Below are 23745 nucleotides of genomic sequence, written 5' to 3' on the forward strand. Positions count from 1 at the left end.
ACCGCCTATCCTCGGGTGGTTCCCACCGACCGCGCGAGGAGTGCGACACCTGATGACCGCTGCGCTGACCGGGTTGACCGCGCTACCAGGGGTTGCCGCTGCGATCGATGCGGCACGCGAGGCATGCACCCAGTTGCGCTGGCATGCGGCGCTACGGCGCAGGATCCCCGAGGCCGCGGCCGAGTCACGCGTGCGTGGGGCGCGCTTCAGCGCGTTCCTCGATGGCGCCGAGTTCCCGATGGAGTTGGTCCGCGACGTGATCCGCGGAGCGGTGCCGCTGGGGCACGACGGCCCCGAGGAGCGGGTGCTGCACGGCGCCATACAGGCGACCGCCACGACCGAACAGCTCACCTCGATCGTGCTGACCGCTCCGGCGCAGGCGCTCGCCCGGCTGCACACCGCCGCCGCCGCGGACCTCGCGGACGCAGCCCAGCTCGGCCGGCCGCGGTTGGCCGGCGAGACGGCCGCCGAGCTGCGGGACGTCGGCGAGCCACCGGACGCGGCGGCCGCCGGGGAGCGGTTGCGTGGGTTGGTCGGGCTACTCGCCGAGGCTCGGAACGAGCCAGGCATCCTCGTGGCGGCGATCGCCCATGCGGAGATTGCCACCGTGCGCCCGTTCACGCACGGAAACGCGTTGGTGGCGCGGGCAACGGAGCGCCTGCTGTTGCACGTGCTCGGCGTCGATCCGACCGGTGCCGTGGTCAGTGAAGCCGGCTACGCCCGCCAGGGCGCGGTTGCCTACCAAGGCGCGCTCGCGGCATACGCGACCGGGCGTCCGGACGGGGTCGCCTTGTGGCTGCGGCACTCCGCGGACGCGGTCGTCGCCGGCGCCGCCGAGGCCACCGCCATCGCCGACGCTGTGCTGGCCGGCAGGCTCGCCCCGCGCTGAGCGTAGGGCGGATTGTCCGCCCGGCCCGGCCCAGATTCAAGTCTTGTATGCCGCGGCCGATCGGAGTAGACCTGAGGCACGACGACGGATGGGAATCCGACGACCACCGCTCTCGAACCCGGCACCCACGCGGAGACAGTCCACGTTATGGACCGCTCGTCCGGGGCCTTGCGCCCTGGCGACAAACCTTGAGGATGCACGCCTGGTAACTGGACGTAGAAAGCGGTTGATGGCCCCGCCACCCTTGTGGCGGGGCCATCGTCTTCGTTCGGCGTCGTCAGCCGGGAGCAGGTCGAGCCGTCGGTGACGCCTGTGGTGCTCCGGCGGGGCCGCGAGTTCCCGTCCTTACCGAACCACCGCAGTTCTGCGGAAGGTAAGGACTTGTTATGGGATCGCGGCGGGCCATTGTGCTGCGTCGGCCGGCCGCCCAGACTTGATGCTGAAGCGCTCCCCCAGAGGTCGAAGCGCCGCTACGAGTTCCTACCCCCCCGGGGACTCGTTGCCGATGAAGACCCCCGCCACCCCCCCCCGGCGGGGGTCTTCGCATGTATGTCGCCAGGACGCGTGGCGGGTTGTGCAGGATGCCGGCCGGCCCCTTTCAGGTCCCCTCGTCCACACCCCGTCGGGGGATCGGCCGGCATCCACAAGTAGCGACGTCACCGCTGCGCCCCGGGTTCCGGTCGGCCCACGATCGGCTGCATGAACGACGTACGGACGATTGCGGTGCTGGGTGCCGGCACCGGTGCAGGCGCGACCACGCTGGTGGTGGCGCTCGCGTGTCGCGCCCACGCCGCGGCGCGGCGAGTGGCGGCGATCGACGCCGACCCGTGCGGGGGCGGGCTCGACATCGCCTTCGGCATCGAGACCGAGCCGGGCATCCGGTGGGAGGATCTGCTCGGTTCGGACGGTCCGCTGGACGGTGCACGGCTCGTGGAGCGCCTGCCCGCCTGCGACGACGGTCCGGCCGTCGTCTCCTTCGGCCGTCAATGGTGCACGGTCGACGCCGAACTGCTCGAGCGCACGCTGCGCGGCATACGACAGGTGCATGAGCTCGTGCTGGTCGACGTCGGTCGGCACGACCTGTCGCCGGCCGCGTTGGCTGACTACGACGACGTGCTCCTCGTTGCCCGCGGCACGGCGAGTGGGTTGGCCGCAGCCGGCGCGACGGCGCAACGCATCGAAAGAGTGCCGCGACTGGTGGTTCGCGGCGGCAACCGCGCCGCCGCCGGTGAGGCGGCTGCAGCACTGGGCCTGCACCTGGCCGCACTCCTGCCGACCGACCGGCGGCTCGCCCTCGACGCGGAGCGCGGCGTGCCGGCCGGGGCACGGACGCGGTCCGCATACGTCGGGGAGTGCGACACGCTGCTGCGGGACCTGCTGCTGCGGGACGAGGCCGCAGCATGAGTGAGGCGGTCGGCCACGCCTTGTGGGCGCAGATCCGGGACGGCCGATCGCCGACCGACGAGAGCGTCGAGCAGCTTGCCGGGCTCGATGCGGCCGTGCTCGGCGAGCGCAGCGTGCGCAACCTCGCGGGCCGGTTGCACGCCGACGTCTTCGGCGCGGGTCCGTTGGAGCCGCTGCTGACCGTCGCGGATGTGACCGACGTGCTCGTCAACGGTGTCGCCGGCGTCTGGATAGACCGGGGCGCCGGTCTGGAACGCGCACCCCTCGAGATCGGCGACGCGGCAGCCGTCCGGCGGCTCGCGGTCCGACTGGCGACCCGCGCCGGGCGCCGGCTGGACGAGACGTCACCCTATGTCGACGGATTGCTGCCTGGCGGCGTCCGCCTGCACGCGCTGTTGCCGCCGCTGGTCGAGGGCGCGGCGCACATCAGTCTGCGGGTCCCACGGCGCGAGCCCCCCGCGCTCGCGCGGTTGGCCGAGTCCGGCACCTGCTGCCCGGAGGGCCTGGCGGTGCTGCGCCGGATCATCCAGACGCGTGCGGCCTTCGTCATCAGCGGCGGCACCGGATCCGGCAAGACGACCCTGCTGGCCTCGATGCTCGCGGAAGTGGATGGCCTCGAGCGCATCGTCGTGGTCGAGGACGTGCGGGAGTTGCAGATCGACCATCCGCACGTCGTGCGGTTGGAGAGTCGTGCACCCAATGTCGAGGGCAAGGGTGAAATCACCCTCTCGACGCTGGTGCGTCAGTCGCTGCGCATGCGGCCGGACCGGCTCGTCGTGGGCGAGGTGCGGGGTGCCGAGGTCCGCGAGCTGCTCAGCGCCCTCAACACGGGACACGAAGGTGGCTGCGGCACGGTGCACGCCAACACCAGCAGTGATGTGCTGGCCCGTTTCGAGGCGTTGGGTGCCCTTGCCGCGATGTCCGGCGGTGCGGTGCGCTCGCAACTCGCTTCGGCGGTCCAGATCGTCATCCACGTGCGCCGGGAGGACGCTGCCCGGGTGGTCGCCGAGATCGGCGTCATCGACTGGGCCGGCGATCGATTGCGGGTGGTGCCGGCGATGCACCGCCTCGCGGGACGACTGCGGCCTGCGGATGGTTGGCCGCAATTGCTGGCCGTGCTCGACCGACACGCGTCGACCCGCGCGGCACCTGCCGACCGCCGCACTCCGGGCCCTGCCGCCCCTGCGACGGACCTGCGAGGAGGCGGACCGCGATGACCGTCCTGGCTGCGATGTGCGTCGTCGGCGCCATACTGTGCTGGCCACGAGGCAGGGCGCGCGGTGCGCCACCACGGCGGTGGCGGCCGATCCCCGGACGCCGATGGTGGCCCCGACGGATGGCCCACAACGCCGACCTCGACGCGCTCACCACAATGGTCGAAGGCATCGCCCCCGCGGTAGCGGCCGGAGTGACCCCGGCCACCGCCGTGGCGACCTCGGCGCTGCTCACGGCGTCGTCCGTCTCCGACGATGCGTTGCGGGCCGACCTGCACCAGCTCGCCCGACAGGCGAGCGCGGGCGTCGAGCTGGCCCCGCTGTGGTCCGGGCTGTCCGCTCGGCACCACGTGGCGGCGCTCAGTGAGGTGGCCCGTGCCTGGGCGCTCTCCGAGCAATTGGGTTGTGCGATCGGCGACGCGCTCGATGCGGCGACCGCGATGATGCGCGAGCAACTCGACCTCCGCCGCCGCATTGCGGCCGCCACGGCCGGACCCCGAGCGACCATGCAACTGCTCACGGTGTTGCCGGTGCTGGGTGTCGGGATCGCCATGGTCATCGGCGTCCCACCCTGGCGACTGTATGCCGGCCCGCTGGGCCTCACCGTGCTCGCCCTGGGTGGCGGCTTCGTGCTGGCCGGCCGGCGACTGACCCGGCGGATGATCCGCCGCGCCACAGCTCCGGCGGTGGTGTCGTGACCTTGCTGGCCGTGCTGCTCGTGGCCGCCCTCCCGGTGGTGTGGCCGGGCCGGGCTCTCGCCGGTCCCGCGCCGCGCCCTGGTGCGGTGCTCCGCCCTGCACCAGCGCACGGCGCCACGTCACCGGAGGACGTGCTGAGCGTCGCCGGCGCGCTCGACCTGCTGGCGCTCGCCCTCGGCAGCGGCGTCCCGCTGGTCACCGCCGTCGAGGTGGTGGCCGGCCACAGTGGCCCGGTGGTGGCTGGGCAGCTGCGGCAGGTGGTCGCCGCCTTGCGCTGGGGAGTCGCCGAATCGCGTGCCTGGGACGGTTTGCCGAAGATCTGGCGGCCCGCGGGCCAGGCGGTGGCGTTGGCAGGGACAGCAGGCGTGCCACCGGCCGGTCTGCTGAAGAGAGCAGCTGCCGACATGCGTCGCTCCGAGCAGCGGCGCATCGAGGAAGCCACCGGCCGACTGTCCGTGCTGGTCGTCATACCGCTCGGGCTCTGCTTCCTTCCCGCATTCGCCCTCCTCACGGTGGTGCCGGTCATCGCGGCCCTCGCTGGAGACCTGCTGGCGGGCACCGCATGAGTGATTCGTCCGCGAGACCCGCGCCCGCGACCCGAGACCCGCGCCACTCCCGGCGCGCGGAAATGCTCTCGCGAAGAGCAATCCATCAACAGGAGGAGAGATCACATGTCACGAAGCACACTCCGGCTCGGAGCGCGGCTACAAGCGCGCTGGCTGCAGTTGGCCGGCACCGGCCGTCGCGAGGCCGGCATGACGACCGCCGAATACGCCGTCGGCACGCTGGCAGCGGTGGCGTTCGCCGTCGTGTTGATGGCGGTGGTGAAGTCCGGTGCGGTCAAGACAGCCCTGACCGGCATCATCCAGTCAGCGCTGAGCGTCGCGTCCTGATGCCGGACCGGTGGCCGCGATGTAGGCGGCATGGTGGGGCACGGGCCGCCCGCCGTTGCGAAGGCGGCATGGTCACCGCCGAACTCGCGGCCACCCTTCCGGCGCTCATCTTCGTGCTGCTCATCGCCGTCAACGCCGTGATGATCGGCATCAACCAGGTCCGATGCGTGGATGCTGCCCGCGCCGCGGCACGGGCAGCCGCGCGGGGCGACAGTCCGGCCGCCGTCCAACAGGCCGGCGCACGCGCGGGGCCGTCCGGCAGCATCGTGAAGGTGACCGGGGCCGGCGGCGAGATCACCGTCAGGGTGACCGCACCGGTTCCGGGCCCGTTCGGCTGGCTGGTGGGCGGCGAGCCGCTGCGGGCGACGGCGGCGACGCCCGTCGAGACCGCCGACCCGCAGCGATGAGCGTCGGCGAAGGCCCCGGCCGCGACCGGGGTTCGGCCACCGTGCTGGTCATCATGGGGATCGGCGTCGTCCTGCTGTGTCTGTGCGGCGCGCTGGCGTTGCTGTCGGCGGTGCAGGCGAGCCACCGGGCACGGGCAGCGGCCGACCTGGCGGCCTTGGCCGGTGCCCGGGTGCTGGTCGGCGGTGCTGCAGGCACGCCGTGTGAGACCGCCCGCGTGGTGGCTGCCCGCAACGGTGGCTCGTTGGCGGAGTGCTCGATCGCCGGAGACGACATCACCGTGAGCGTTGCGGTTCGCGCGCGGTGGCCAGGGCTGGGTCCGGCACGTGCACGCGCACGGGCTGGTCCGGACCCCCAGCCGGAGCCACCGGCCGACCGGGCCTACTCCCAGATCCCGCCGCGCTTGCCGCGCCACCAGGTCGCCCAGTCGCTGTCGGCGTCGGTGCTGTAGAGGTCCGGGTGGTGGGTGATGCCCGCCGCGTAAATGGCCGAGTAGCGAAGGTCCTTGTCCTTCATGTACTTCCGCAGGTCGTCCTGCTCGGTGATCACCCCGGCGTGCGTCATCGCGGTCAGCGTGTTGACCAGCAGACTCCGACGGTCGCTGTTCTTCAGGAGCAGTCGCAGCCGCTCGTCGTTGTCCGGAGTCGCCAGCCGGGAGACCAGGTAGGTCGCCAGTTGACGGGTCAGTGCATCCGGGCTGCTGGTCGACAGGTCCGCGGCCACGTCGCAGACAGCAGCCGCGAACGGGCTGCAGTGGATCAGTGTCGCGGCGTGATACCGGATCCCCGACTGCTCGCTGCTGAGCAGGATCCGCAGCAGCTCCGGCAGCACGCTCCCATGGGGATGGCCCGGCCAGGTGCTGTCCATCGCCGCCTTGGTGTAGCTCGCAACCTCCGCCGTGACGTCACGGTTCGAGCGACGGCCGGTCAGCCGGGACAACGGATGCACGTTGTCGATGCGTTGCAGGATCGGCGCACCGATCGTGCGCGGCAGTTCGGCGGCCAACGTCGCGATCGGTTCGTAGGATCCGAGCGACCAGTGCTCCAGCCGGCGCTCCAGTTCGGCGGCGATCGCGCGCGTCTGCCGGGCGTTCAGGACATTGGCGCACGCCGGCATCGACAGGGCGATCGAGTAATACATCAACCGGTGATCGGGCACGGACGGCAGTTCGGCGATCAGCGAGTCGATCACCTCCGAGCTGCGGATGTCGCCGAGGAAGCTCCACGCATCCGGCGCACCGGAGACGCCCGGCACCGCCGTCAGCTCGCGCGTCGCCTCCAGCAGGAAGGCGCTGTACCGCGGGTGCGCCGCCACCGTCGACAAGGCCTCGGCCCGGCTGAAATAGGCCGGATTGACCGAGCGCATGCACTCGTCGAGCAACATGCGGATCCACTGTGCGGCCAGCGCATCCGGCAGCAGTGACTGCTCGTCACCGGTGATGGCGTCGACGAGCATCAGCCAGTCGGCGCCGCTGAACTGATCGCCGTCGACATACCGCTGATAGAAGGCATTGACGACTCCGCGTCGCGCGTCGGTGGACGGGGGCACCGACCGCAGCAGGCTGAGTCGACGGCCGCCCGGTGACGACAGCGCGAGCCGGGCAGCGGAGCGCAGTGGCGCGCTGAGCGTGCCCGGTGACATACCGAGCATGCGTTCGTACTTGCCGATCGCGGTCACCGCGACATCGGTCTCGCCGTTCTCCGCACGCGACACCTCGGTCTCCGAGAGCGGCACACCCTGTTCCCGTGCCGCAGCGGCGAACGTCTTGCCCGTCATACCGCCGAACTGCGACGTCATCCGGTGCGACCACAACAGCCACCCCGTCACCGCGTTCATGTCCTCGAAGGTCTGCCATGGTCCCGAGACCTTGGGTCCCAGGCCCACATGCCCCCGCCTTTTCGTGACCTCCCACACCATGCGCGCATTTTGCATCGCCGGGCCCTCGGGCGCGGAGATCTTGCAAAATCCACAGGTTCGCGCAATACGGCGCCGTGCCGCGACGGATTGAGCGGCCGGCCACCCGCCTCAGCGCTGCCAGATGTATGGCGTGGTCGTGGTGACTCGGCGGAAGCCGTAACGCTCCAGGATGGGCCGGGAGAACTCGGTGGAGTCGGAGTTGATCAGGCTCTTCCCGACCCGCAGGGCCGCTTGGGCACGCTTGGCGGTGAGCGCCCGGTAGATGCCGCGACCACGCCACTGCGGCAGCGTCGCGCCACCCCAGATGCCCGCGAAATCCGTGCCGGGCACCGGTTCGATCCGTCCGGCGCTGACCACGTCCCCATCGACCTCGGCGACCCAGAGTTCGACGCCGTCGGCATCGGCCTCGTGCAGTTTGCGCAGTGTGGAGTCCACCCGCTCGGTGATGGTCTCCGGGTCGTCCTCGAAGACGGACGCCTGCATCGTGACCATCGCCGTGACATCATCGCGTGAGGTGATGGAGCGCAAGGAAACGCCTGCCGGCACAGGCACATCAGCCGCGATCGAGGTGGCCTCGCCGATCATCACCGACTCGACCTCGTCGGCGACCAGACCATGCTTCTGCAACAACGCCGGTAGGGCGGGCACCCGGTCGTGGCCACGCGATTTCCACTCGAACTCGGTCACCTCCGGGTCGGCGGCGTAGTGCGCGACGGTGTCCGCGATGAGCCGTTCGAGCTCCGCGTCGGTCGGCGTGCCCAGCGTGCGGTAGCTGACGAACCCCCGGCCGCTGTGGAACTTGCCCCACAGCAGGGGACCGTGTCGTGCCACCTCGGCCATCGACCGCATCTCGGCCTCGGTGCGCAGTTGGTCGTCGTATGCCGCGAGCAGGCCCGCATCGTCCATCACAGGCGAGACCCTGCCGGTGCGGACGCCGGTCGGCAACCGAATTACCGCGGGCCGTCGGCTGATCTCAGCGACGGTCCCGCAACACTCGGTCGAGCACGACGATCGCACCGGCCTTGTCGAGCGGGTTGTTGCCGTTGCCGCACTTGGGCGACTGCACACAGGCCGGGCAGCCGTCCTGGCAGGCACACGCCTCGATCGCCGCGCGAGTGGCCATCAGCCAGGTGGCTGCCTCGGCATACGCCCGCTCGGCGAAACCGGCGCCGCCGGGATAACCGTCATAGACGACCACCGTCGGCAATCCGGTGTCCGGGTGCAGCGCGGTCGACACACCGCCGACGTCCCACCGGTCGGACTGGGCGACCAGCGGCAGCATCGCGATCGAGGCGTGCTCGGCGGCGTGCAACGCGCCCGGCAGCTCGTCCGCGGTCAGCCCCACGGCGAGCAGGTCGTCCTCGTCGATGGTCCACCAGACACCGCGGGTCACCAGCTCGCGTTCGGGGAGGTCCAGCGGATGCTGACCGATCACCTCTCCCGTCGGCAGCACCCGCTGGAACGATGTGACCTGGGTGCGCACCCGGATCGTCCCGAAGTGCAAACTCACGCTGCCCCAACGACTTTCACGCTCGACCTGTTGTATGTCGAACGCGGACACGGACTGGGCGAAGGTCGACCAGCCCGGGTCGCCCACGACGACGTGCGCGGTGGTGGCCGCCAGGTCGAGCTCGGTCACCACATGTGGGATGCCCTGGTGCAGGTAGACCGCGCCGGTGTGCACCGCGGCATGCGCGCGTGCCGCATCGACGGTGCCGAGCACTCGCGCAGTCCGGGTCTCGACGATCCGCACGTCGTCGTCCCCGCCGCCGCGCAGCGAGAAGTGGTCCGCGGGCCGGTCCTCCCTCGCCCAGAACCAGCCACGCGGCCGCCGGCGCAGGATGCCGCCGGTGACCAGCGACTGCAACACTCCGGGCAACGACGGACCGAAGAGCTCGGCGTCGGCCTCGGTGACCGGCAGCTCGTGCGCCGCCGCCGCGACGTGCGGCGCCAGCACGAACGGGTTCGACGGGTCGAGTGTGGTCGCCTCGACGGAGCGGTCGAAGATCGCCTCCGGATGCTGCACCAGAAAGGCGTCCAACGGGTCGTCCTCGGCGACCAGCACGACCAGCGACGTCCGGCCGCTGCGGCCGGCCCGGCCGGCGCGCTGCCAGAGGGAGGCGAGCGTGCCGGGCCAACCGGCGAGCACCACCGCGTCCAGCCCGCTGACGTCGATGCCGAGCTCGAGTGCGGAGGTCGCCGCCAGACCGCGGAGCCGACCGGTGCGCAGGTCGTCCTCCAGCGCCCGGCGCTCCTCGGGCAGATAGCCGCCGCGGTATGCAGCAACGGTGTCGTGATCTCGATACGGGCTCGTTGCTCGCCCTACTCGATCGGCGGAGTTGCGCACCATCTCCGCGACCACTTCGACGCCTACCCGGGACCGCGCGAAGGTCAGCGTCTGCACACCGCGGTCGATGAGCGCTCCCATCAGGTCCGCGGACTCCGCCACGGCACTGCGCTGCGCCGTGTCCGGTCCGGCACCCGGCTTGCTCCCCGGTTGCCACAGGCCCACGACCATCGGCGCCCGCGGTGACCCGTCCTCGGTGATCTCGTGCACCGGGAGTCCGGTGAGTTCGCCGGCATGCAGGCCCGGCGTCGCCACGGTCGCGGAGGCCAGAACGAAGGTCGGCGCGGCGTGGTACCGCGCGGCGATTCGGCGCAGGCGGCGGAGCACACCGGCCACGTGTGAGCCGAAAACGCCTCGGTAGACATGACATTCGTCGACAACGACATACTGCAACGCACGGAAGAACGACGCCCAGCGCTCGTGGCCGGGCAGCAGGGTGTGGTGCAGCAGGTCGGGGTTGGTCAACAGCAGCGACGCGTGCTCGCGGATCCACCGGCGCTCGTCCAGGGGGGTGTCGCCGTCGAGAGTCGCGGCCCGCACACCGGGTATGGCGAAGCTGCGGATGCGTGACTCCTGGTCGGCCGCAAGGGCTTTGGTCGGAGCGAGATAGATGGCTGTCGCGCCGCGACCGGTCGGTGCTCCGGAGCCGTCGGCCACCGCCGAGAGCATCGGCAGCAGGTAGCCCAAGCTCTTGCCCGAGGCGGTGCCGGTCGACAGCACCACGTGCTCGCCGGACCGGGCGAGGTCGGCCGCCCGGCGCTGGTGCGACCAGAGCCCGTCGATCCCGGTGCCGCGCACCGCCGCGGCCACCTGCGGGTTGACCCAATCGGGCCAGCCGGCGTCGACCGCGTCGCGGCCCGGCAGCCGGCGGGTGTGCAGCAAGCGGCCGGTGCCGACCCCGGCCAACGCGGCCAGAGCCGCCTCGGCGTCGAAATCGCCGTGCCGCGGCGGGGCAGCGGGCGGCGCCTCCAAGCCATGCGGCGGAGCGGTCGTGGCAGCGATATCGGTCATTCCACCGTCAACGGTAGGTCCGATCCCCGACATCCGCGCGACCGGCCGACGGATCCGATGAAAGACTGGCCGTCGGCAAGCGGCACTCGACCCGGAAAGGCAACTTCGTGACCGACCTGGACATCAGCGGCAGCGACGAGGGCGACTTCACCGTCATTCGGCTGGCCGGTGACGTGGACGTCTCGGCCGCCGCGCGCCTGCGGGACGCTCTGGCGCGGCTCATCACCGATCCCGCCGAGAAGGTGCTGGTCGATCTGACCGACGTGCCGTTCCTGGACTCCACCGGCCTCGGGGTGCTGGTCGCCCGGCTCAAGCAGCAGCGCCTGGGCGGCGGCGAACTCGCGCTCGTCATACCGTCCGAGCGACTGTTGCGGAACTTCCGGATCACCGGCCTCGACCGGGTCTTCCACATCCATCCCACGGTCTCCGCCGCGGTGGCCGCGGACACGGCCGATTCGGAACAGGCCGACTGACCCTCTTCGTCGAGCGGACACGATCGGTATCCAGCGGACAGGAAAATGGGGCGTTTCGGAGCCGGCTTTCCTGTCCGTTCGGTGCGTTTGGTGTCCTGTCGGTGCAGTGGACGGGCAGAGCAGTGCGCGAGGATTGCCCGTATGTCGAACACCGCGCCACCGCTGGCCGACGACCCCGCCGCGCTGCGTCGCGCCCTGATCGCCGCTCGGTTCACCCTCGACGGAGTCGCCGACTGTCTGGGGCCGATGGCCGGCAGCGCTCTGCATCGAGAACAGCGGCTGCCCGCCGATCTGGCCACCCGCGACGACGGCTCACCGGTGGCCGTCCTCGTCCGGTTGTTCGCCCTGGGCCTGCCCGTCGGCGTGCGCCACCTCGACCGTGCACTGCCCGGTTGGGACACCGCGCGGCTGCGCGCGGCCGGTCTGGTCACCGTGGACGGCTCGCGGGTGCGCGCGGCATACGACCTGCGCCCCTACGGCGACGACGACCACCAGTGGTGGGTCGCGTCCGACCTGTCCGAGGTGATGACCGGTGAACCGCTGCCGGTCGATCATGTGCTGGGCATCGGCGGCGCCTCGACGACACTCGCCTCCTGGACGCCGCGGCGGCCTGCTGCCCGGGCGCTCGACCTCGGCACCGGTTGCGGTGTGCAGGCGCTGCACCTGTCCGCGCACGCCGACCGGATCGTGGCGACCGACACGTCCGAGCGCGCATTGCAGATCGCTGCCTGGAACGCGGCGCTCAACGGCTGCGAGTGGGACCTGCGCCGTGGAGACCTCTTCAAACCCGTTGCGGCAGAACGATTCGATCTGATCGTCAGCAATCCGCCCTTCGTCATCACGCCACGGGCCGACGGGGTGCCGACCTACGAATACCGCGACGGCGGACGGGTCGGTGACGGCATCGTGCGGTCTCTCATCCGCGAGCTGCCGCGGCAGCTCAATCCCGGCGGTGTCGCCCAACTGCTGGCCAACTGGGAGGTACCGGAGGGCAAGGACTGGACGGACGTCGTCGGCGCATGGTTCGACCGCACCGGGCTGGACGCCTGGGTGGTGCAACGTGACACGCAGGACCCCGCCGAGTACGCCGAACTCTGGTCCGGTGACGGCGGACTGCGTTCGGGCGCGAGCGGTTTCGAGCAGATGTATGCCGCCTGGCTGCGTGACTTCGAGTCGCGCGGCGTCGGCGAGATCGGCTTCGGCGTGATCACGGTGCAGCTGCCGGAGACCCGGCGTCGGCCGTGGCTGGATCTCGTCGAGGTCACCGGGCCGGTGCAGTCGCCGATGGGTCCGGCGATCGACGCGGGTCTGCGGGCACGGACCTGGCTGGCGGAGGCGGGCGATCAGGGCGTGCTGGATGCCCATCTGACGGTGGCCGCCGATGTGACCGAGGAACGACACGGCCGCCCCGGCGCCGACGATCCGTCGGTGATCGTGATCCGGCAGGGCGGCGGCCTGCGTCGGGCCTTCCGGGTCGACACCGCGGTCGCGGCGTTCGTCTCGGTCTGCGACGGTGAGCTGTCGACCGGTCAGGCGCTCGACGCGATCGCCTCGTTGCTGCAGGTGCCGGCCGCGGAAGTGGTGCGCGATGCGCTGCCCGCCATCCGGGAAATGGTCGCCGACGGTCTGCTGGTGGCCGGCTCGTAGGCTCGGGGTCATGCAACTGCGCATCTTCACCGAACCGCAGCAGGGCGCGTCGTACGAGGACCTGGTGGCTGTCGCGAGGCGTGCCGAGAGTCTGGGTTTCGACGCCTTCTTCCGGTCCGACCACTACCTGGCGATGGGGGCCGGCACAGGGCTGCCCGGGCCGAGCGACGCGTGGATCACCCTGGCCGGCATCGCCCGCGAGACCGCCACCATTCGACTGGGGACGCTGGTGACGAGCGCGACCTTCCGGCATCCCGGTGTGTTGGCCATCGAGGTCGCGAACGTCGATGCGATGTCCGGCGGCAGGGTCGAACTCGGCCTGGGTGCAGGATGGTTCGAGCGTGAGCACGCGGCATACGGCATCCCGTTCCCGGGCACCGGAGAACGCTTCGACCGCTTGGAGGAGCAGCTCGAGATCATCACCGGCCTGTGGTCGGCGACCGGCGAGTTCTCGTATGACGGCGGCCACTACCAGCTCACGGACAGTCCGGCGCTGCCGAAACCGGTGCAGCACCACGGTTTCCGCGGCGGGATACCGGTCGTGATCGGCGGCCACGGCACGAAGCGCACCCCTGCGCTCGCGGCGCGCTACGCAACGGATACCGCCACCGGCCACTGGACACCCGGGTCGGCACGATCGACGTGGCCATCCCGAAGCTACGCACTGGCAGCTACTTCCCCGAGTGGCTACTCGAGCGCCGCAAGCGTGCCGAGTCTGCTCTGATCACCGTGGTCGCCGACTGCTACCTCGCCGGGGTGTCCACCCGCCGGATGGACAAGCTCGTCAAAACGTTGGGCATCGACTCGTTGTCCAAGTCGCAGGTCTCTCGCATGGCCGGCGACTTGGACCAGATCGTCGAAGACTTCCGACACCGACCCTTGGCCGATGCCGGCCCGTTCACGTTCGTGACCGCCGACGCGTTGACGATGAAAGTCCGCGAAGGCGGCCGAGTCATCAACGCCGTCGTCCTGTTGGCCACTGGTGTCAACGGTGACGGGCACCGCGAAGTCCTCGGGATGCGCGTAGCCACCAGCGAAACCGGGACGGCGTGGAACGAGTTCTTCGCCGACCTGGTCGCCCGCGGCCTAACCGGGGTCCGGCTGGTCACCTCCGACGCCCACCACGGGCTGGTCGAAGCGATCGCGGCAAACCTGCCCGGGGCGTCCTGGCAACGGTGCCGCACCCACTACGCAGCGAACTTGATGGATGTGACACCCAAGGCGATGTGGCCGGCGGTCAAAGCGATGCTGCACAGCGTGTACGACCAACCCGACGCGGCCAGCGTGCACGCGCAGTTCGACCGGCTCCTGGACTACGTGCACGAGAAGCTTCCCGACGTGCACGCCCACCTCGACGCCGCCCGCGCCGACATCCTCGCGCTCACCGCGTTCCCCAAAGACGTGTGCACCCAGATCTGGTCCAACAACCCCACCGAACGGCTCAACCGAGAGATCCGCCGCCGCACCGACTCCGTAGGCATCTTCCCAACCAGGGCAGCGATCGTGCGTTTGGTCGGAGCCGTCCTGGCCGAGCAAACCGATGAATGGGCCGAAGGCCGCCGCTACCTCGGCCTCGACATCCTCGCCCGCTGCCGAATCACCACCGTGCCCGACACCGAACCCGAGATCGGAGCTGACCAACTACCCGAACAGACCGCCTGAAACGCAAGCAAGGAGAACGCAACCCGCTACACCACTACGAGGGACTTGACCGCTGACGTGGCGCCTGTGTGGACAAGGTGTGCCGTACGGAGCCAGAGCCTCGGGAACTGGGGCGCCACATCTACGCTGAACTCGTGGGATCAGGCCAGGTGGCGGACTCGTGGGCATCCAGTCCGGGGCGACGCCGGAACATGCAGGCCAATCGGTCTCGAGACACAGGACCCGAGCTGGCGATTCGACGGGCACTCCACAGACTGGGCCTCCGGTATCGGGTTGCATCTGCGCCCGAGCCCAGCATTCGTCGTCGCGCCGACATCGTCTTCACGCGGGCACGAGTGGCAGTGTTCATCGACGGCTGTTTCTGGCACGGCTGCCCGGAACACGGCCGATCAAACTTCAACCACAACGCTGAGTACTGGTCGGCGAAAATCGCGGCCAACGCTGCGCGCGACGCCGATACCAACGCGAAGCTCGAACAATCTGACTGGCACGTCTTGCGCTACTGGGAGCACGACGACGCCGAGACGGTCGTTGCCGAGATCCAAGAGATAGTCGTGGCATTTCAGTCTCGCTCCTAGGCAACCGTCGAGAAGTACCCAAGCGTTGGGTCCGCGAAAGTCCCGATGACCAGTCCCCGGTCGAGGAAGCGGTTGAACTCCTCGCAGCTAGTCTCTGGGAGCAGCGCACAGCCGTGGCAGGCAGCAAGGTTGCAGGAGTCCGGTCCCTGGCCCCGCTCGCCCGCGTCCATGCAAACCGGGTCGGTCGAGCACCAATGGGCATCACTGAGGGCCGCCGCAAAGACCGGTTGGAGGCGGTCTGGTCGAGACATGCGGACCAGGCCGCCCATCGTGCCCTCGGAGTCACCGGCCGCCGTGTAGATCAGGAGCCCGGCCATATCCCGCCGACCATCCCGCGACACGTACAACCGCTCCCGAAGCGACGCAGAGCTGTACCCGCACGTGAAGACGAGTTCGTTGATCAGGAGGTGCGCGAACGTGTGGAGCATGATCATGCGCGGCGAGATGTCGCGCGGACTGCCTCCCCGATCGGTGATGACCTGCCCGTACTGAGTCGCGATGAGATCAGCCCGCGCCTGGACATCCCCGCGCGCTTCCCATGCCGCGAGGCGTTCACGGTGGAGTTCGAAGTAGATGCCCTCGCCCTTGACAACATACGCCGGCAGCCAGTCCTTGTCGGGTGGCAAGGGGCGACGTCGCAACAGCGCCTTTCCCTCTGCGACCTTCAGGTCGCTGTCGCGGCCGCGGGCGAAGCCTCGCAGGACGCGGGTCTCACGAAGCACCGTGACGCTGCGAACTCGATCAACGTGCCCGGCGATGGCGACGTGGACGCCTGGGTCTGATGCACGCAGCTCGTCGTCCTGCGGCGTCTCGCGCAGCAGCTTGAACTCCGGGTAGCGCCAGATATCGAGGTCGCCCGAATCATCATCGTCGCCGTCTTCTTCTGAGGAGCCGATGCCGAAGCGATCCTGGTAGGCCGCGAGTAGTTCGTCGTCGTCGAACTGTTCGAAGAGTTCGCCAGCACCGCGGGTGGCCTGTCGGATCTCGGCAACGGTGGCGTCCTTGCCACGCATGGTGAACAGGAAGGCCATCGTCGGTTCGACGTCAGCGCGCTTCATCAGGTCACGGAGGGCGCCACTAACAGCGCCGACCTTCTGTGGCAGGAAGATCGACGACTCCACGTACGGGAAGTAGACGTTGCCACTCGCTCGAAGCGCGCCCTGGACCGGTTGGTCGCACGGTCCGTCCTCTTCATGCAGCCATGGCCGCGCCCCTGTGCACAGGTACGGATCCGATCGACCGGCTAATTGCTGGGTCAGGAAGGTGCTGTCCTCGCCGGACTCGTCCTTCATGCCTCCCGTCGTGATGCCCTGCAGGGACCGGGATGCACCGCAGCCCTTACGCTCGTCCCGCTTGTTCTTGGCGTCGTAGCCACAGCGGACGACCTGGCCCTCAAGTCCACCTCCGCCGGTCGAGAAGAGTCGGAGTACGCCGGTGCAGCTCGGGTTCTTCGATCGGTGCACCCACTCCCTGAACGGGAAGTCATCGATATGACCCTTGCCGCAGATCGCGACGAACGGGACCTGCGACAGTTTCGGCCCGAATCGGCGCTTCCCCACACAGGCGGGTTCGTCGCATCGGACGGCGTCCTGAAAACTGAGTGGCACCTTCTTGAGGCGCTTGCAGTACATGCAGAACGAGTAGCCCGGGAATCGCAGCGCGGGGACACTGAGCTTCTCGTTGCGGTGGTCGTCTGGAGAGCCCTTGCGGTAGTCGGGCGGCAGGCGGAACTCCTGGACCTTCAGCCGTGCTTCCAGTCGCCAGTCATTGACCCGGAAGTCCTCCAAAGCCAAGTCAGCGTTGTTGCGCGGGAACCAGTGGTCGAGCCCGGCGGTGATGACTGACGTGCCGTCGACGAGAACGCTCATGGCGCCGACTCCGAATGGCGATACGAGTTGGGCTCGACGCATGCTGCCTGACGTCATGCCTGTACCTCCGGTTCTTCAAGGTCGTCGGTGAGGTAGTCGAGCGTCACCGAGAGCTGACATTCGGCGTCGACGCTGCGCATGCTCATCGGCGTCTCCCACGTGATGTTCCTGTTACCTGGGTCGGCGAGGTCGCCGGCGGGGCGCATCAGACCCTGCTTCGGGTCACCGTTGAAGTAGGTGACAGTCGCCCAGGTCGTTCGCTCCCCCTTCGCCCACTGTCGCGAGCGCTCGGAGACCCACTGGTCGAAGACCGGCAGCTCCTCCATATCTACGAGCGCCGCTCGGGCTCGAAGCAGTGCAATCGACTCATCGAACTCAGCCTTCGGGAACGGGCTCGGGTCGAGTGTCGGATTGAGCTGGCGCATCCGAGAGATCGCTGCTGCGTGCAGCGCCCGCTTCAGGACCGGCTCGGCGAAGGGCGTCACCGAGGTGGGTTCGACCTGCGCGTACAACTGCTGGTGATAGGTCCGGAACCGCTCGTAGTGGCTGCGGTCGCGAGGCTTCGCCGCGCCGTAGATCGTGATGACAAGTCCCGGCGTTTTCACGTTACGGCCGACTCGACCGCTCACCTGGATGTACTGCGCCGTGGTCTTCGGTTGACCGACGATCGTCATCATGCCGAGCCGGTCGATATCGACGCCGACCTCGATGATGTTCGAGGCGAGGCAGATATCCACGCACTTGGCGTTCTCAGGACACGACCCGGTGCTGACGCACTTGGCGCCATCCGCACAGTCGGGGTGCGGCAGCCGGAGTTCAAGTTCTTCGATCGCCTTCGGGATCTCGTCGCTTCGACGACGCGACGTCAGCTCCATCTTGTTGCGCGGATAACGCGGCGTGATCCCATCGCGCCGCTGAAGACCGACCAAGTAGTCAGGAACGTCGGAATCCAGCAGCGACAACGTGTTGCCGAGCTCTCGAAGGCTGTTGAGGAAGTTGAGGTTGGTCCAGTACCCGTCACGATCGGCTGGGTCCGGGATCTGGGGTCCGGCCTGAAGGGTTGCCGCCGCCACTCGAGCCTGGACCGTCTGCGTCGAGCCGAGCGACGGGCTCATGACCCCGAGGTAGCGCCGACCGGGCGCTGGTTTGCCGTCCGGAAGCCGGGCTGGCTCGGCGAAGAAGGATCGCCCCTCCTCAAGGCCGTGCGGTGGGAAGAGGGCGACTTCCTTGCGACCGAACAGCCCGAGGATCTGGTCCTCGTAGCGGCGGACAGTCGCGGTCGACGCGATGATCTTGGCGGGGATCGGCGGATCGCTTCGACGGTCGGTGGTGAGGTCGTCGATCATCGGCTCGTACAGACCCACCATCGAGCCGAGCGGGCCCGAGATGAGGTGCAGCTCGTCCTGAATGATCAGGCCGGGCGGCGAGTAGACGCGTTCACCATGCTCGCCGAGTCCGAACATGGTCCGAGCCGCCGGTTGCCATGCCATGGTCGCGAACTTGTCGACTGTGCCGATCACGATCGATGGGCGCGACTCGTAGATGTCCTCGTCGACGACGTGGACGGGCAGGCCGTCTCGGCCATTGAATCGACAAAGTTCATCGGTACAGCGGAACAGGAACCGGCCGCCAGACCACACGTAGCCAGGCGTGTCCTGTCCGCGGGACTTGCTGACCGGCCCCATCCGCGCGCCGCACCATGGGCACTTCAGCAGCAGGAACTTGTTGGAGGCCCGGGAATCGCGCCGGAGTTCCGCGAGGGCTCGCTCAGCCGCCGTCCACCGGTTCGGGGTTGAGTCGCCGCCAAGCCATACGCCGATGCCGAAGGGCTCGGTGCCGAGCTCGTCCTCCATGCCCGAGCGGACGTCCTCCAGCACGCAGATCAGCGACGAGGCACGCAGGAACTGCTGGGCCGTCAGCAGACGCAACGTGTATCGCATGAGCGTGTCAGTGCCGGCATCCTCTGGGTTGCGGAGGCGACGCGCGAGCAGCGAGATGGCAGACGCGCCGAGATACGCCTCGGTCTTGCCGCCACCCGTCGGGAAGAAGATCAGGTCGACCAGCGTGCGCTTCTGGTGGGTTGGGTCGACCAGTTCGGGCAGGCTCGCCAGGATGAAGGCGATCTGGAAGGCGCGCCAGCGGCCACCATTGGGATCGGGTGTCGCTGCCGGGTGCGCGCCGTCGGGCCGATAGACCCCCTGCTTGTCTTTGATGAGGTCTCGTGGCTCCAACCGCGAGCGGATCTGCTGGTAGAGCATCGCGAAGTTGGCGAGTTGGAACGCTCGCCCGGCAAGCGGATTATGCTGGACGAGGTGCCAACCCTCTTGCATCCGTTCGAGGGCCACGGTGCACTTCTTCACATGCTCGTGGGCAGTCTTTTGGTAGCGCGTCGGAAGATCCGGGATCGAGGTGATCCGGTCGTTGATCCACTGTCCATAGAGCTCAAGGACCTTCTCGACTTGGGCGTCACCGACAGCGGTTTTGTTCGCCAGCTCTTCCATGCTGACGCTCACCGAGGTCCGGGTGCCGTCGGCGTGCTCCTCGTACACGTCTGGCGTCAGGCTGGTGACCTCGTAGGCGGGCAGTGCGTCGGCCTTCACGAACGGGACTGTCGGTGTGCCGTCCTCGCCGACCGAGTCGTCCCAGGTGGCGGCGCACCCGTGGCCGATCGCGAACGTCCGCCGGTGGCGGTACAGAAGGGCGATCGACTCCTCCTCGTCATCGCTGTCCGGCTGCTCGACATCCGGGTAAGGCTCAATGAGGAGGCCTGCTGAGGCGGTGGCGGAGAAGGCCACCTGGAAGAAGGCGCTCCCCGATCCCGTGCCGACCGCGTCGTTGACAACGGCGAGCGTGACCAGACGAAGATCCGGGTCGGCCTCGCCGGGCACGGCCCGGCTGAAGACCGACACACTCGGCTTGATCCGAGGCTCGATCTTGGGCTCGACGACCAGGGCGGTTGTGCTCAGCGGTGAGCGCTTGCGTTCCTTCTTGAGCGCCTCCGCCGATGCGACGGCATCGAGTACAAAGGGACGACGGACCCACCAGTTCAGCGGCGGCGTGTCTGGAGCCGTGATCTTGACGGGGTCGTAGTAGGCGCCGGTCACGCGGATTGCGAGTTCTGCTCCTTCGACGATGCGGACCTTGAACGAGATCGCCATGGCCGATGGCTTGCGCCGGTTGGCGTCCGACAGGTCGAAATCGTCGGAGTCCGGTTGATCCTGCCGACGTGGTCCTCGAACGTCCGTCGTGGGCGCCTCGGGGTTCTCCTCGTTCGCCGCCAGCCCGGGGATGACCGCTGAGTCGTCACCTTCGGATGCCAGGCCGCCCGTCGGTGTACCTCCGCTATAGAGAACCCCGACGCCGTAGCGCCGCAGGGGGTCCGAGCGGGTCAGTACCTCTTCGAGGGTGACGCTGTCGTGGAACTGTCCGTAGCTCTCTTCCTTCGTCGCGAAGGTCAGCGACGGTCCGGAGCAGTTGACTGGGTTGCCGATGGGTGCCTCGCCGTCGGGCGGGCCGAACAGTTCGCGCCGTACGACCGCCTCGACGACATCGCGGGCTTCAACACCGCTCATTGGTTTCCTGCCATTCCTGCCAGTCCGGTGCTCTCCTCGATCACACCGTAAAGACGATCGGTTGCTCTGGTCAGCCCGACGTACAGGATCGACTCGAAGTTCGGCACATTCAGCCGGTCAAGGTCGGTGACGATGACAGCCGGGGCTTCGAGACCCTTGAAGGCCTGGATCGATGAAAAGCGGATCTTCCCCTTTTTGACCGTGTCACCGTCGGCCCGGACGAGGACGCCTTTGAGCCAGGAGTCCGTCGTCGTGGCGGCTACCGAGCCAGCGCTGAGAGGGCTCAGGACCACGATCTCGCTGAGGTCGAACGACTCCTCGCGCAGTGCCTCGACGGCTTGGCGCAGCAGCGGGGACTGGTCATCGCCTCGCGTGTACTTGAGGAGCACGGGATTGGTGCCATCGTCGTCGCGTCGAAACTTCTGGTAACCCGGGGTCAGCCCGCTGAAGAAGTTGACACTGAATCCGATTCTCGGCAGGTTGCGACAGTTCATCGTGAGCCGGTGAGAGGGCATGTGGGGCATGCACTCCTTGAGGAGCTCGCGACCGCGGCCGTCATCGTAGATCGCCTGGCGCTCGAAGTCCCCAAACATCAGCACGCGGCCGCCCGACAGTCCGCCCTTCACCATCAGCTCAAACACGTCTAGATACGCCTCGGTCAGGAGGTCCTGAATCTCATCGATGATCAGGAAGTCGGCCGGCGGCTCGCCCACCTCCAGCAACACCTCGACGGCCCGCTCAGGAAGCTCCGATGACCAGAACAGCTGTCCGGCATCGTCTGGCGCCTTGAGTCCTGTTAGCGCGAGCAGCTGACTGTGGAACGTCCCCACTGAAAGGCCCGGCTCGCTGATGTCGGCCGCCAGGCGACGTCCGAGCAGCTTGTTGAAGCACATGAGACTTCCGGTTCGGCCAAGAGCGAGCTCGCGCCGCGCGGCTTCAAGAGCCAGGAAGGTCTTGCCCGAACCGGCCGGTCCAGTGAAGAGCACGCTCTGGTTGTCCGACATGGCGTCGAGAGCGAGGAACTGCTCCTCAACGAAGCGGACCAGCTGATGCTCGCGTGCCGACCGCACATCCCCCGCCACGACACCGAACTCGAAGTCCGGCCGAAGGAGCATCGCGATCTGCTTGGCCGCGGCCTGATCTGGCCCGACGCCTCCGTAGGAGAAACCGTTGAAGGTGGCGTCGAGGTTGGCGATGCCACCGGTGAAGGCCCGACGGATCGCACCGATCGGATCGTTCTTCAGGTCCTCCGAGTCGAGTACCTGCCAGTCAAACCACTCGTTCGTGGGCTTGAGCATCGTTCGGGCCCGAGTTGCCGTGAACCATGCGACACTCAGCGTCGGGATCGACCGGAGATCGATCTTCTTCTTCAGCAGGTCCTTGCGAATCGAGTGCATTGCCTCGCTGGCTTGCTTGAACGGACCACGCGTTGTCGGAGCCTGGTTGCCGAGCTTCCAGACACCATTATCGAACGTGAAGTGCTTATGCGACTTCACCTCAATCACCAGGATTCCGAGATCCGGAGCGATGACGACGAAGTCAGCCTCGCCCTCCGGGTTGCGGACGTGCTCTGCAATGTTGAGCGAGTGGAGAACGATCCAGTCGTCGGTCGTCGTGTCTTCAGCAAGTTTCCGGTAGACCGACTGCTCCCCCGGCGCCGCTCTTTCCGGAAAGAGCGGCGGAATCAGTCGAGCCACTGGGCACTCCCATCCGTGAACGGCACACGCACGTGATGCCTGCTGACAATCTCGGTGAACGGCGCCTTGGCGAGAACTCGGGCAACGATCATGCCCCGGAAGCCCTCGCGAGGAAGGTCCAGGTGCAGAATCCCGTCGCGTTCAAGCGCCCGGAGGTCAGCGCGGCCGACGGCTGATTCCAGTTCCTTCCGGAGATCAGCGCTGGCCTTGTAGACGGCCCGGCGGAGCGTGATCGCGTTGCCGTAGGTGGGGTGCGACGGCTCGCCAATCCAATCCAGGAGCAACGCAAAGTCGGCATCCCGCTGGGGACAGATCAGCCGTGGATCGGCCCAGGCGCGCACTTGGCCGCTCGAACGTACCCCGAGACGCTCGAGCTCGGTCATCGCCCTGCGAGAGCCGATGAGCTGGAGGCGTTCGTCGAGCCGTGCCTTCCATCGCGCTTGTGTGGCGAGGATGCCGCGCGCTCGTGCACCCAGCGCGATGACCGCCCGGTCGTACATCGCACCGCGTTCGGTCTCACCCTGGCGCAGTACGAGGTAGGTACCCGGCACGATGCCCTTCACCGCCTCGTACCCAACGCGGGCACCCTCGGGCTGCTTCGGATCCAGCGAACGGATCCGATCGCCATCGTCGAGCCACAAGCCCAGGCCGCCTGCGAGGAGAACCTTGCAGGCCTCCACCTCGTCGCTCGTCGGCTCTCGCTCACCGGATGAGCGCGTGCCCCAGACAGGCTGCGGGAAGTAGACGTCGGCCACTTCCTTGCCCTCAGCGACGGCGGTCTCTGGCTCCGTCGTGTCGCCAATTGTGTGCACGGTCGATTTGATGACGATCTGACCCTCGGCGTGGCCTCCAAAGGCCGATGACGGCAGCGAGCGGTTGCCGAACCACGCGGGCATCACGAACGTGACTTCGGGGGTCATCGGCGCAGTTACAACAGACGAGGGCATAAAGCTCGGCGGTGCGACCACGTAACTGGTTTCGGCGGTCGAGGCAACGGTGTCGAGTTCGCTCGGCACCAACACCGTGGCGCCAATCTCATCGAGCCACGACGCGAGACCGGCGCGAGCGGCCGCCTTGCTTGCGACGACGACACAGCCGTCTGTGCCGACCTCCTCGATCGATTGGAGCAGGACGGCGCCGGCCGGCGAATCGGTCTCGCCCACCGCAACCGCCGCCTCCGCAATCAGGTCAAGCAGGGCGCCGTCGCTCACCAGGTTCCGCAGACGCTTCGCCTGCCGAACGATATCATCGATCAGCGGCTGCTGCGTCTGGAACTGCCTCGGTTGAGGCTGGGTCATCCTGCGCCAACGCAGCGCGTTGGCCGCCTGGAGGACGCCGTTCCAGACTTCGCTTCGTTCCTCTCCAAGCACGAACAGCGTGCGGCGGATAGCCGCGTTCAGCTGAGCCCCAGCAGGGTCGCCGACGGCGAAAATCGACACGCCCTCGCTCATCAGTGAACGCGCGGCCTCG

At 68.4% G+C, this 23745-nt stretch carries 18 protein-coding genes and 2 pseudogenes; 13 read left to right on the top strand and 7 right to left on the bottom strand.

Annotation, left to right across the window (positions count from 1 at the left end; all coding sequences use genetic code 11):
* Positions 1-52: 52 nt before the first annotated feature.
* The 8 genes from ACTHL4_RS13290 (at position 53) to ACTHL4_RS13325 (ending at position 5954) form a co-directional block, all read left to right on the top strand.
* The gene (locus ACTHL4_RS13290; protein WP_440283245.1) at positions 53-889 is read left to right on the top strand and encodes a hypothetical protein; all 837 of its coding nucleotides are present in this window, start codon (positions 53-55) and stop codon (positions 887-889) included.
* Positions 890-1588: 699 nt separating this feature from the next.
* On the top strand, positions 1589-2293 hold the full coding sequence (locus ACTHL4_RS13295) for a hypothetical protein (RefSeq protein WP_440283246.1): 705 nt from the start codon (positions 1589-1591) through the stop codon (positions 2291-2293).
* On the top strand, positions 2290-3510 hold the full coding sequence (locus ACTHL4_RS13300; RefSeq protein WP_440283247.1) for a TadA family conjugal transfer-associated ATPase: 1221 nt from the start codon (positions 2290-2292) through the stop codon (positions 3508-3510). The genes ACTHL4_RS13295 and ACTHL4_RS13300 overlap by 4 nt, the downstream gene beginning before the upstream one ends.
* Positions 3511-3629: 119 nt before the next feature.
* Positions 3630-4205, top strand: coding sequence for a type II secretion system F family protein (locus tag ACTHL4_RS13305; protein WP_440283248.1), 576 nt, complete (start codon positions 3630-3632; stop codon positions 4203-4205).
* Positions 4202-4771 carry a type II secretion system F family protein gene (locus ACTHL4_RS13310; RefSeq protein ID WP_440283249.1) on the top strand — a complete coding sequence of 190 codons (570 nt, stop codon included), beginning with the start codon at positions 4202-4204 and terminating at the stop codon, positions 4769-4771. The genes ACTHL4_RS13305 and ACTHL4_RS13310 overlap by 4 nt, the downstream gene beginning before the upstream one ends.
* A gap of 105 nt (positions 4772-4876) precedes the next feature.
* A complete protein-coding gene (locus tag ACTHL4_RS13315; RefSeq protein ID WP_440283250.1) occupies positions 4877-5098 on the top strand; it encodes a DUF4244 domain-containing protein in 222 nt (73 codons plus the stop codon).
* A gap of 68 nt (positions 5099-5166) precedes the next feature.
* A complete protein-coding gene (locus tag ACTHL4_RS13320) occupies positions 5167-5505 on the top strand; it encodes a TadE family type IV pilus minor pilin (RefSeq protein WP_440283251.1) in 339 nt (112 codons plus the stop codon).
* The gene (locus ACTHL4_RS13325) at positions 5502-5954 is read left to right on the top strand and encodes an Rv3654c family TadE-like protein (RefSeq protein ID WP_440283252.1); all 453 of its coding nucleotides are present in this window, start codon (positions 5502-5504) and stop codon (positions 5952-5954) included. The genes ACTHL4_RS13320 and ACTHL4_RS13325 overlap by 4 nt, the downstream gene beginning before the upstream one ends.
* Here ACTHL4_RS13325 and ACTHL4_RS13330 read toward each other — a convergent pair.
* The 3 genes from ACTHL4_RS13330 to ACTHL4_RS13340 form a co-directional block, all read right to left on the bottom strand.
* Positions 5885-7387 carry a hypothetical protein gene (locus ACTHL4_RS13330; protein ID WP_440283253.1) on the bottom strand — a complete coding sequence of 501 codons (1503 nt, stop codon included), beginning with the start codon at positions 7385-7387 and terminating at the stop codon, positions 5885-5887. The genes ACTHL4_RS13325 and ACTHL4_RS13330 overlap by 70 nt on opposite strands.
* Before the next feature lie 141 nt (positions 7388-7528).
* Positions 7529-8326 carry a GNAT family N-acetyltransferase gene (locus ACTHL4_RS13335; RefSeq protein WP_440283289.1) on the bottom strand — a complete coding sequence of 266 codons (798 nt, stop codon included), beginning with the start codon at positions 8324-8326 and terminating at the stop codon, positions 7529-7531.
* A 67-nt stretch (positions 8327-8393) separates the two neighbouring features.
* Positions 8394-10778 (bottom strand): DEAD/DEAH box helicase, encoded by a 2385-nt coding sequence (locus tag ACTHL4_RS13340; protein WP_440283254.1) that lies wholly within the window; start codon positions 10776-10778, stop codon positions 8394-8396.
* 107 nt (positions 10779-10885) lie between these two features.
* Here ACTHL4_RS13340 and ACTHL4_RS13345 point away from each other — a divergent pair, with 107 nt between their 5' ends.
* From ACTHL4_RS13345 to ACTHL4_RS13365, 5 genes and pseudogenes are all read left to right on the top strand, one after another.
* Positions 10886-11251: an anti-sigma factor antagonist gene (locus ACTHL4_RS13345; RefSeq protein ID WP_440283255.1), complete on the top strand. Its 366-nt coding sequence runs from the start codon at positions 10886-10888 to the stop codon at positions 11249-11251.
* Positions 11252-11392: 141 nt separating this feature from the next.
* Positions 11393-12898, top strand: coding sequence for a DUF7059 domain-containing protein (locus tag ACTHL4_RS13350; protein ID WP_440283256.1), 1506 nt, complete (start codon positions 11393-11395; stop codon positions 12896-12898).
* Positions 12899-12908: 10 nt separating this feature from the next.
* Positions 12909-13511: pseudogene (locus tag ACTHL4_RS13355) on the top strand (LLM class F420-dependent oxidoreductase); the annotation flags it as partial.
* Positions 13478-14560: pseudogene (locus ACTHL4_RS13360) on the top strand (IS256 family transposase); the annotation flags it as partial. The pseudogenes ACTHL4_RS13355 and ACTHL4_RS13360, both read left to right, overlap by 34 nt.
* Positions 14561-14709: 149 nt before the next feature.
* Positions 14710-15138 (top strand): very short patch repair endonuclease, encoded by a 429-nt coding sequence (locus tag ACTHL4_RS13365; RefSeq protein WP_440283290.1) that lies wholly within the window; start codon positions 14710-14712, stop codon positions 15136-15138.
* On the opposite strand, the gene drmB is transcribed toward ACTHL4_RS13365, so the two are convergent.
* From drmB to ACTHL4_RS13385, 4 genes are read right to left on the bottom strand one after another with little or no spacing between them, the layout of a single operon-like run.
* Positions 15135-17063: a DrmB family protein gene (gene drmB, locus ACTHL4_RS13370; protein ID WP_440283257.1), complete on the bottom strand. Its 1929-nt coding sequence runs from the start codon at positions 17061-17063 to the stop codon at positions 15135-15137. The genes ACTHL4_RS13365 and drmB overlap by 4 nt on opposite strands.
* Positions 17060-20578 carry a helicase-related protein gene (locus ACTHL4_RS13375; RefSeq protein ID WP_440283258.1) on the bottom strand — a complete coding sequence of 1173 codons (3519 nt, stop codon included), beginning with the start codon at positions 20576-20578 and terminating at the stop codon, positions 17060-17062. Before ACTHL4_RS13375 ends, drmB begins: the two co-directional genes overlap by 4 nt.
* Entirely contained in the window at positions 20575-22275 is a 1701-nt protein-coding gene (locus ACTHL4_RS13380) for an NERD domain-containing protein (protein WP_440283259.1), read from the bottom strand. Before ACTHL4_RS13380 ends, ACTHL4_RS13375 begins: the two co-directional genes overlap by 4 nt.
* Positions 22263-23726 carry a hypothetical protein gene (locus ACTHL4_RS13385; RefSeq protein ID WP_440283260.1) on the bottom strand — a complete coding sequence of 488 codons (1464 nt, stop codon included), beginning with the start codon at positions 23724-23726 and terminating at the stop codon, positions 22263-22265. Before ACTHL4_RS13385 ends, ACTHL4_RS13380 begins: the two co-directional genes overlap by 13 nt.
* Positions 23727-23745: the final 19 nt, after the last annotated feature.

The organism is Flexivirga sp. (assembly GCF_051955415.1).
GTDB lineage: Bacteria > Actinomycetota > Actinomycetes > Actinomycetales > Dermatophilaceae > Flexivirga.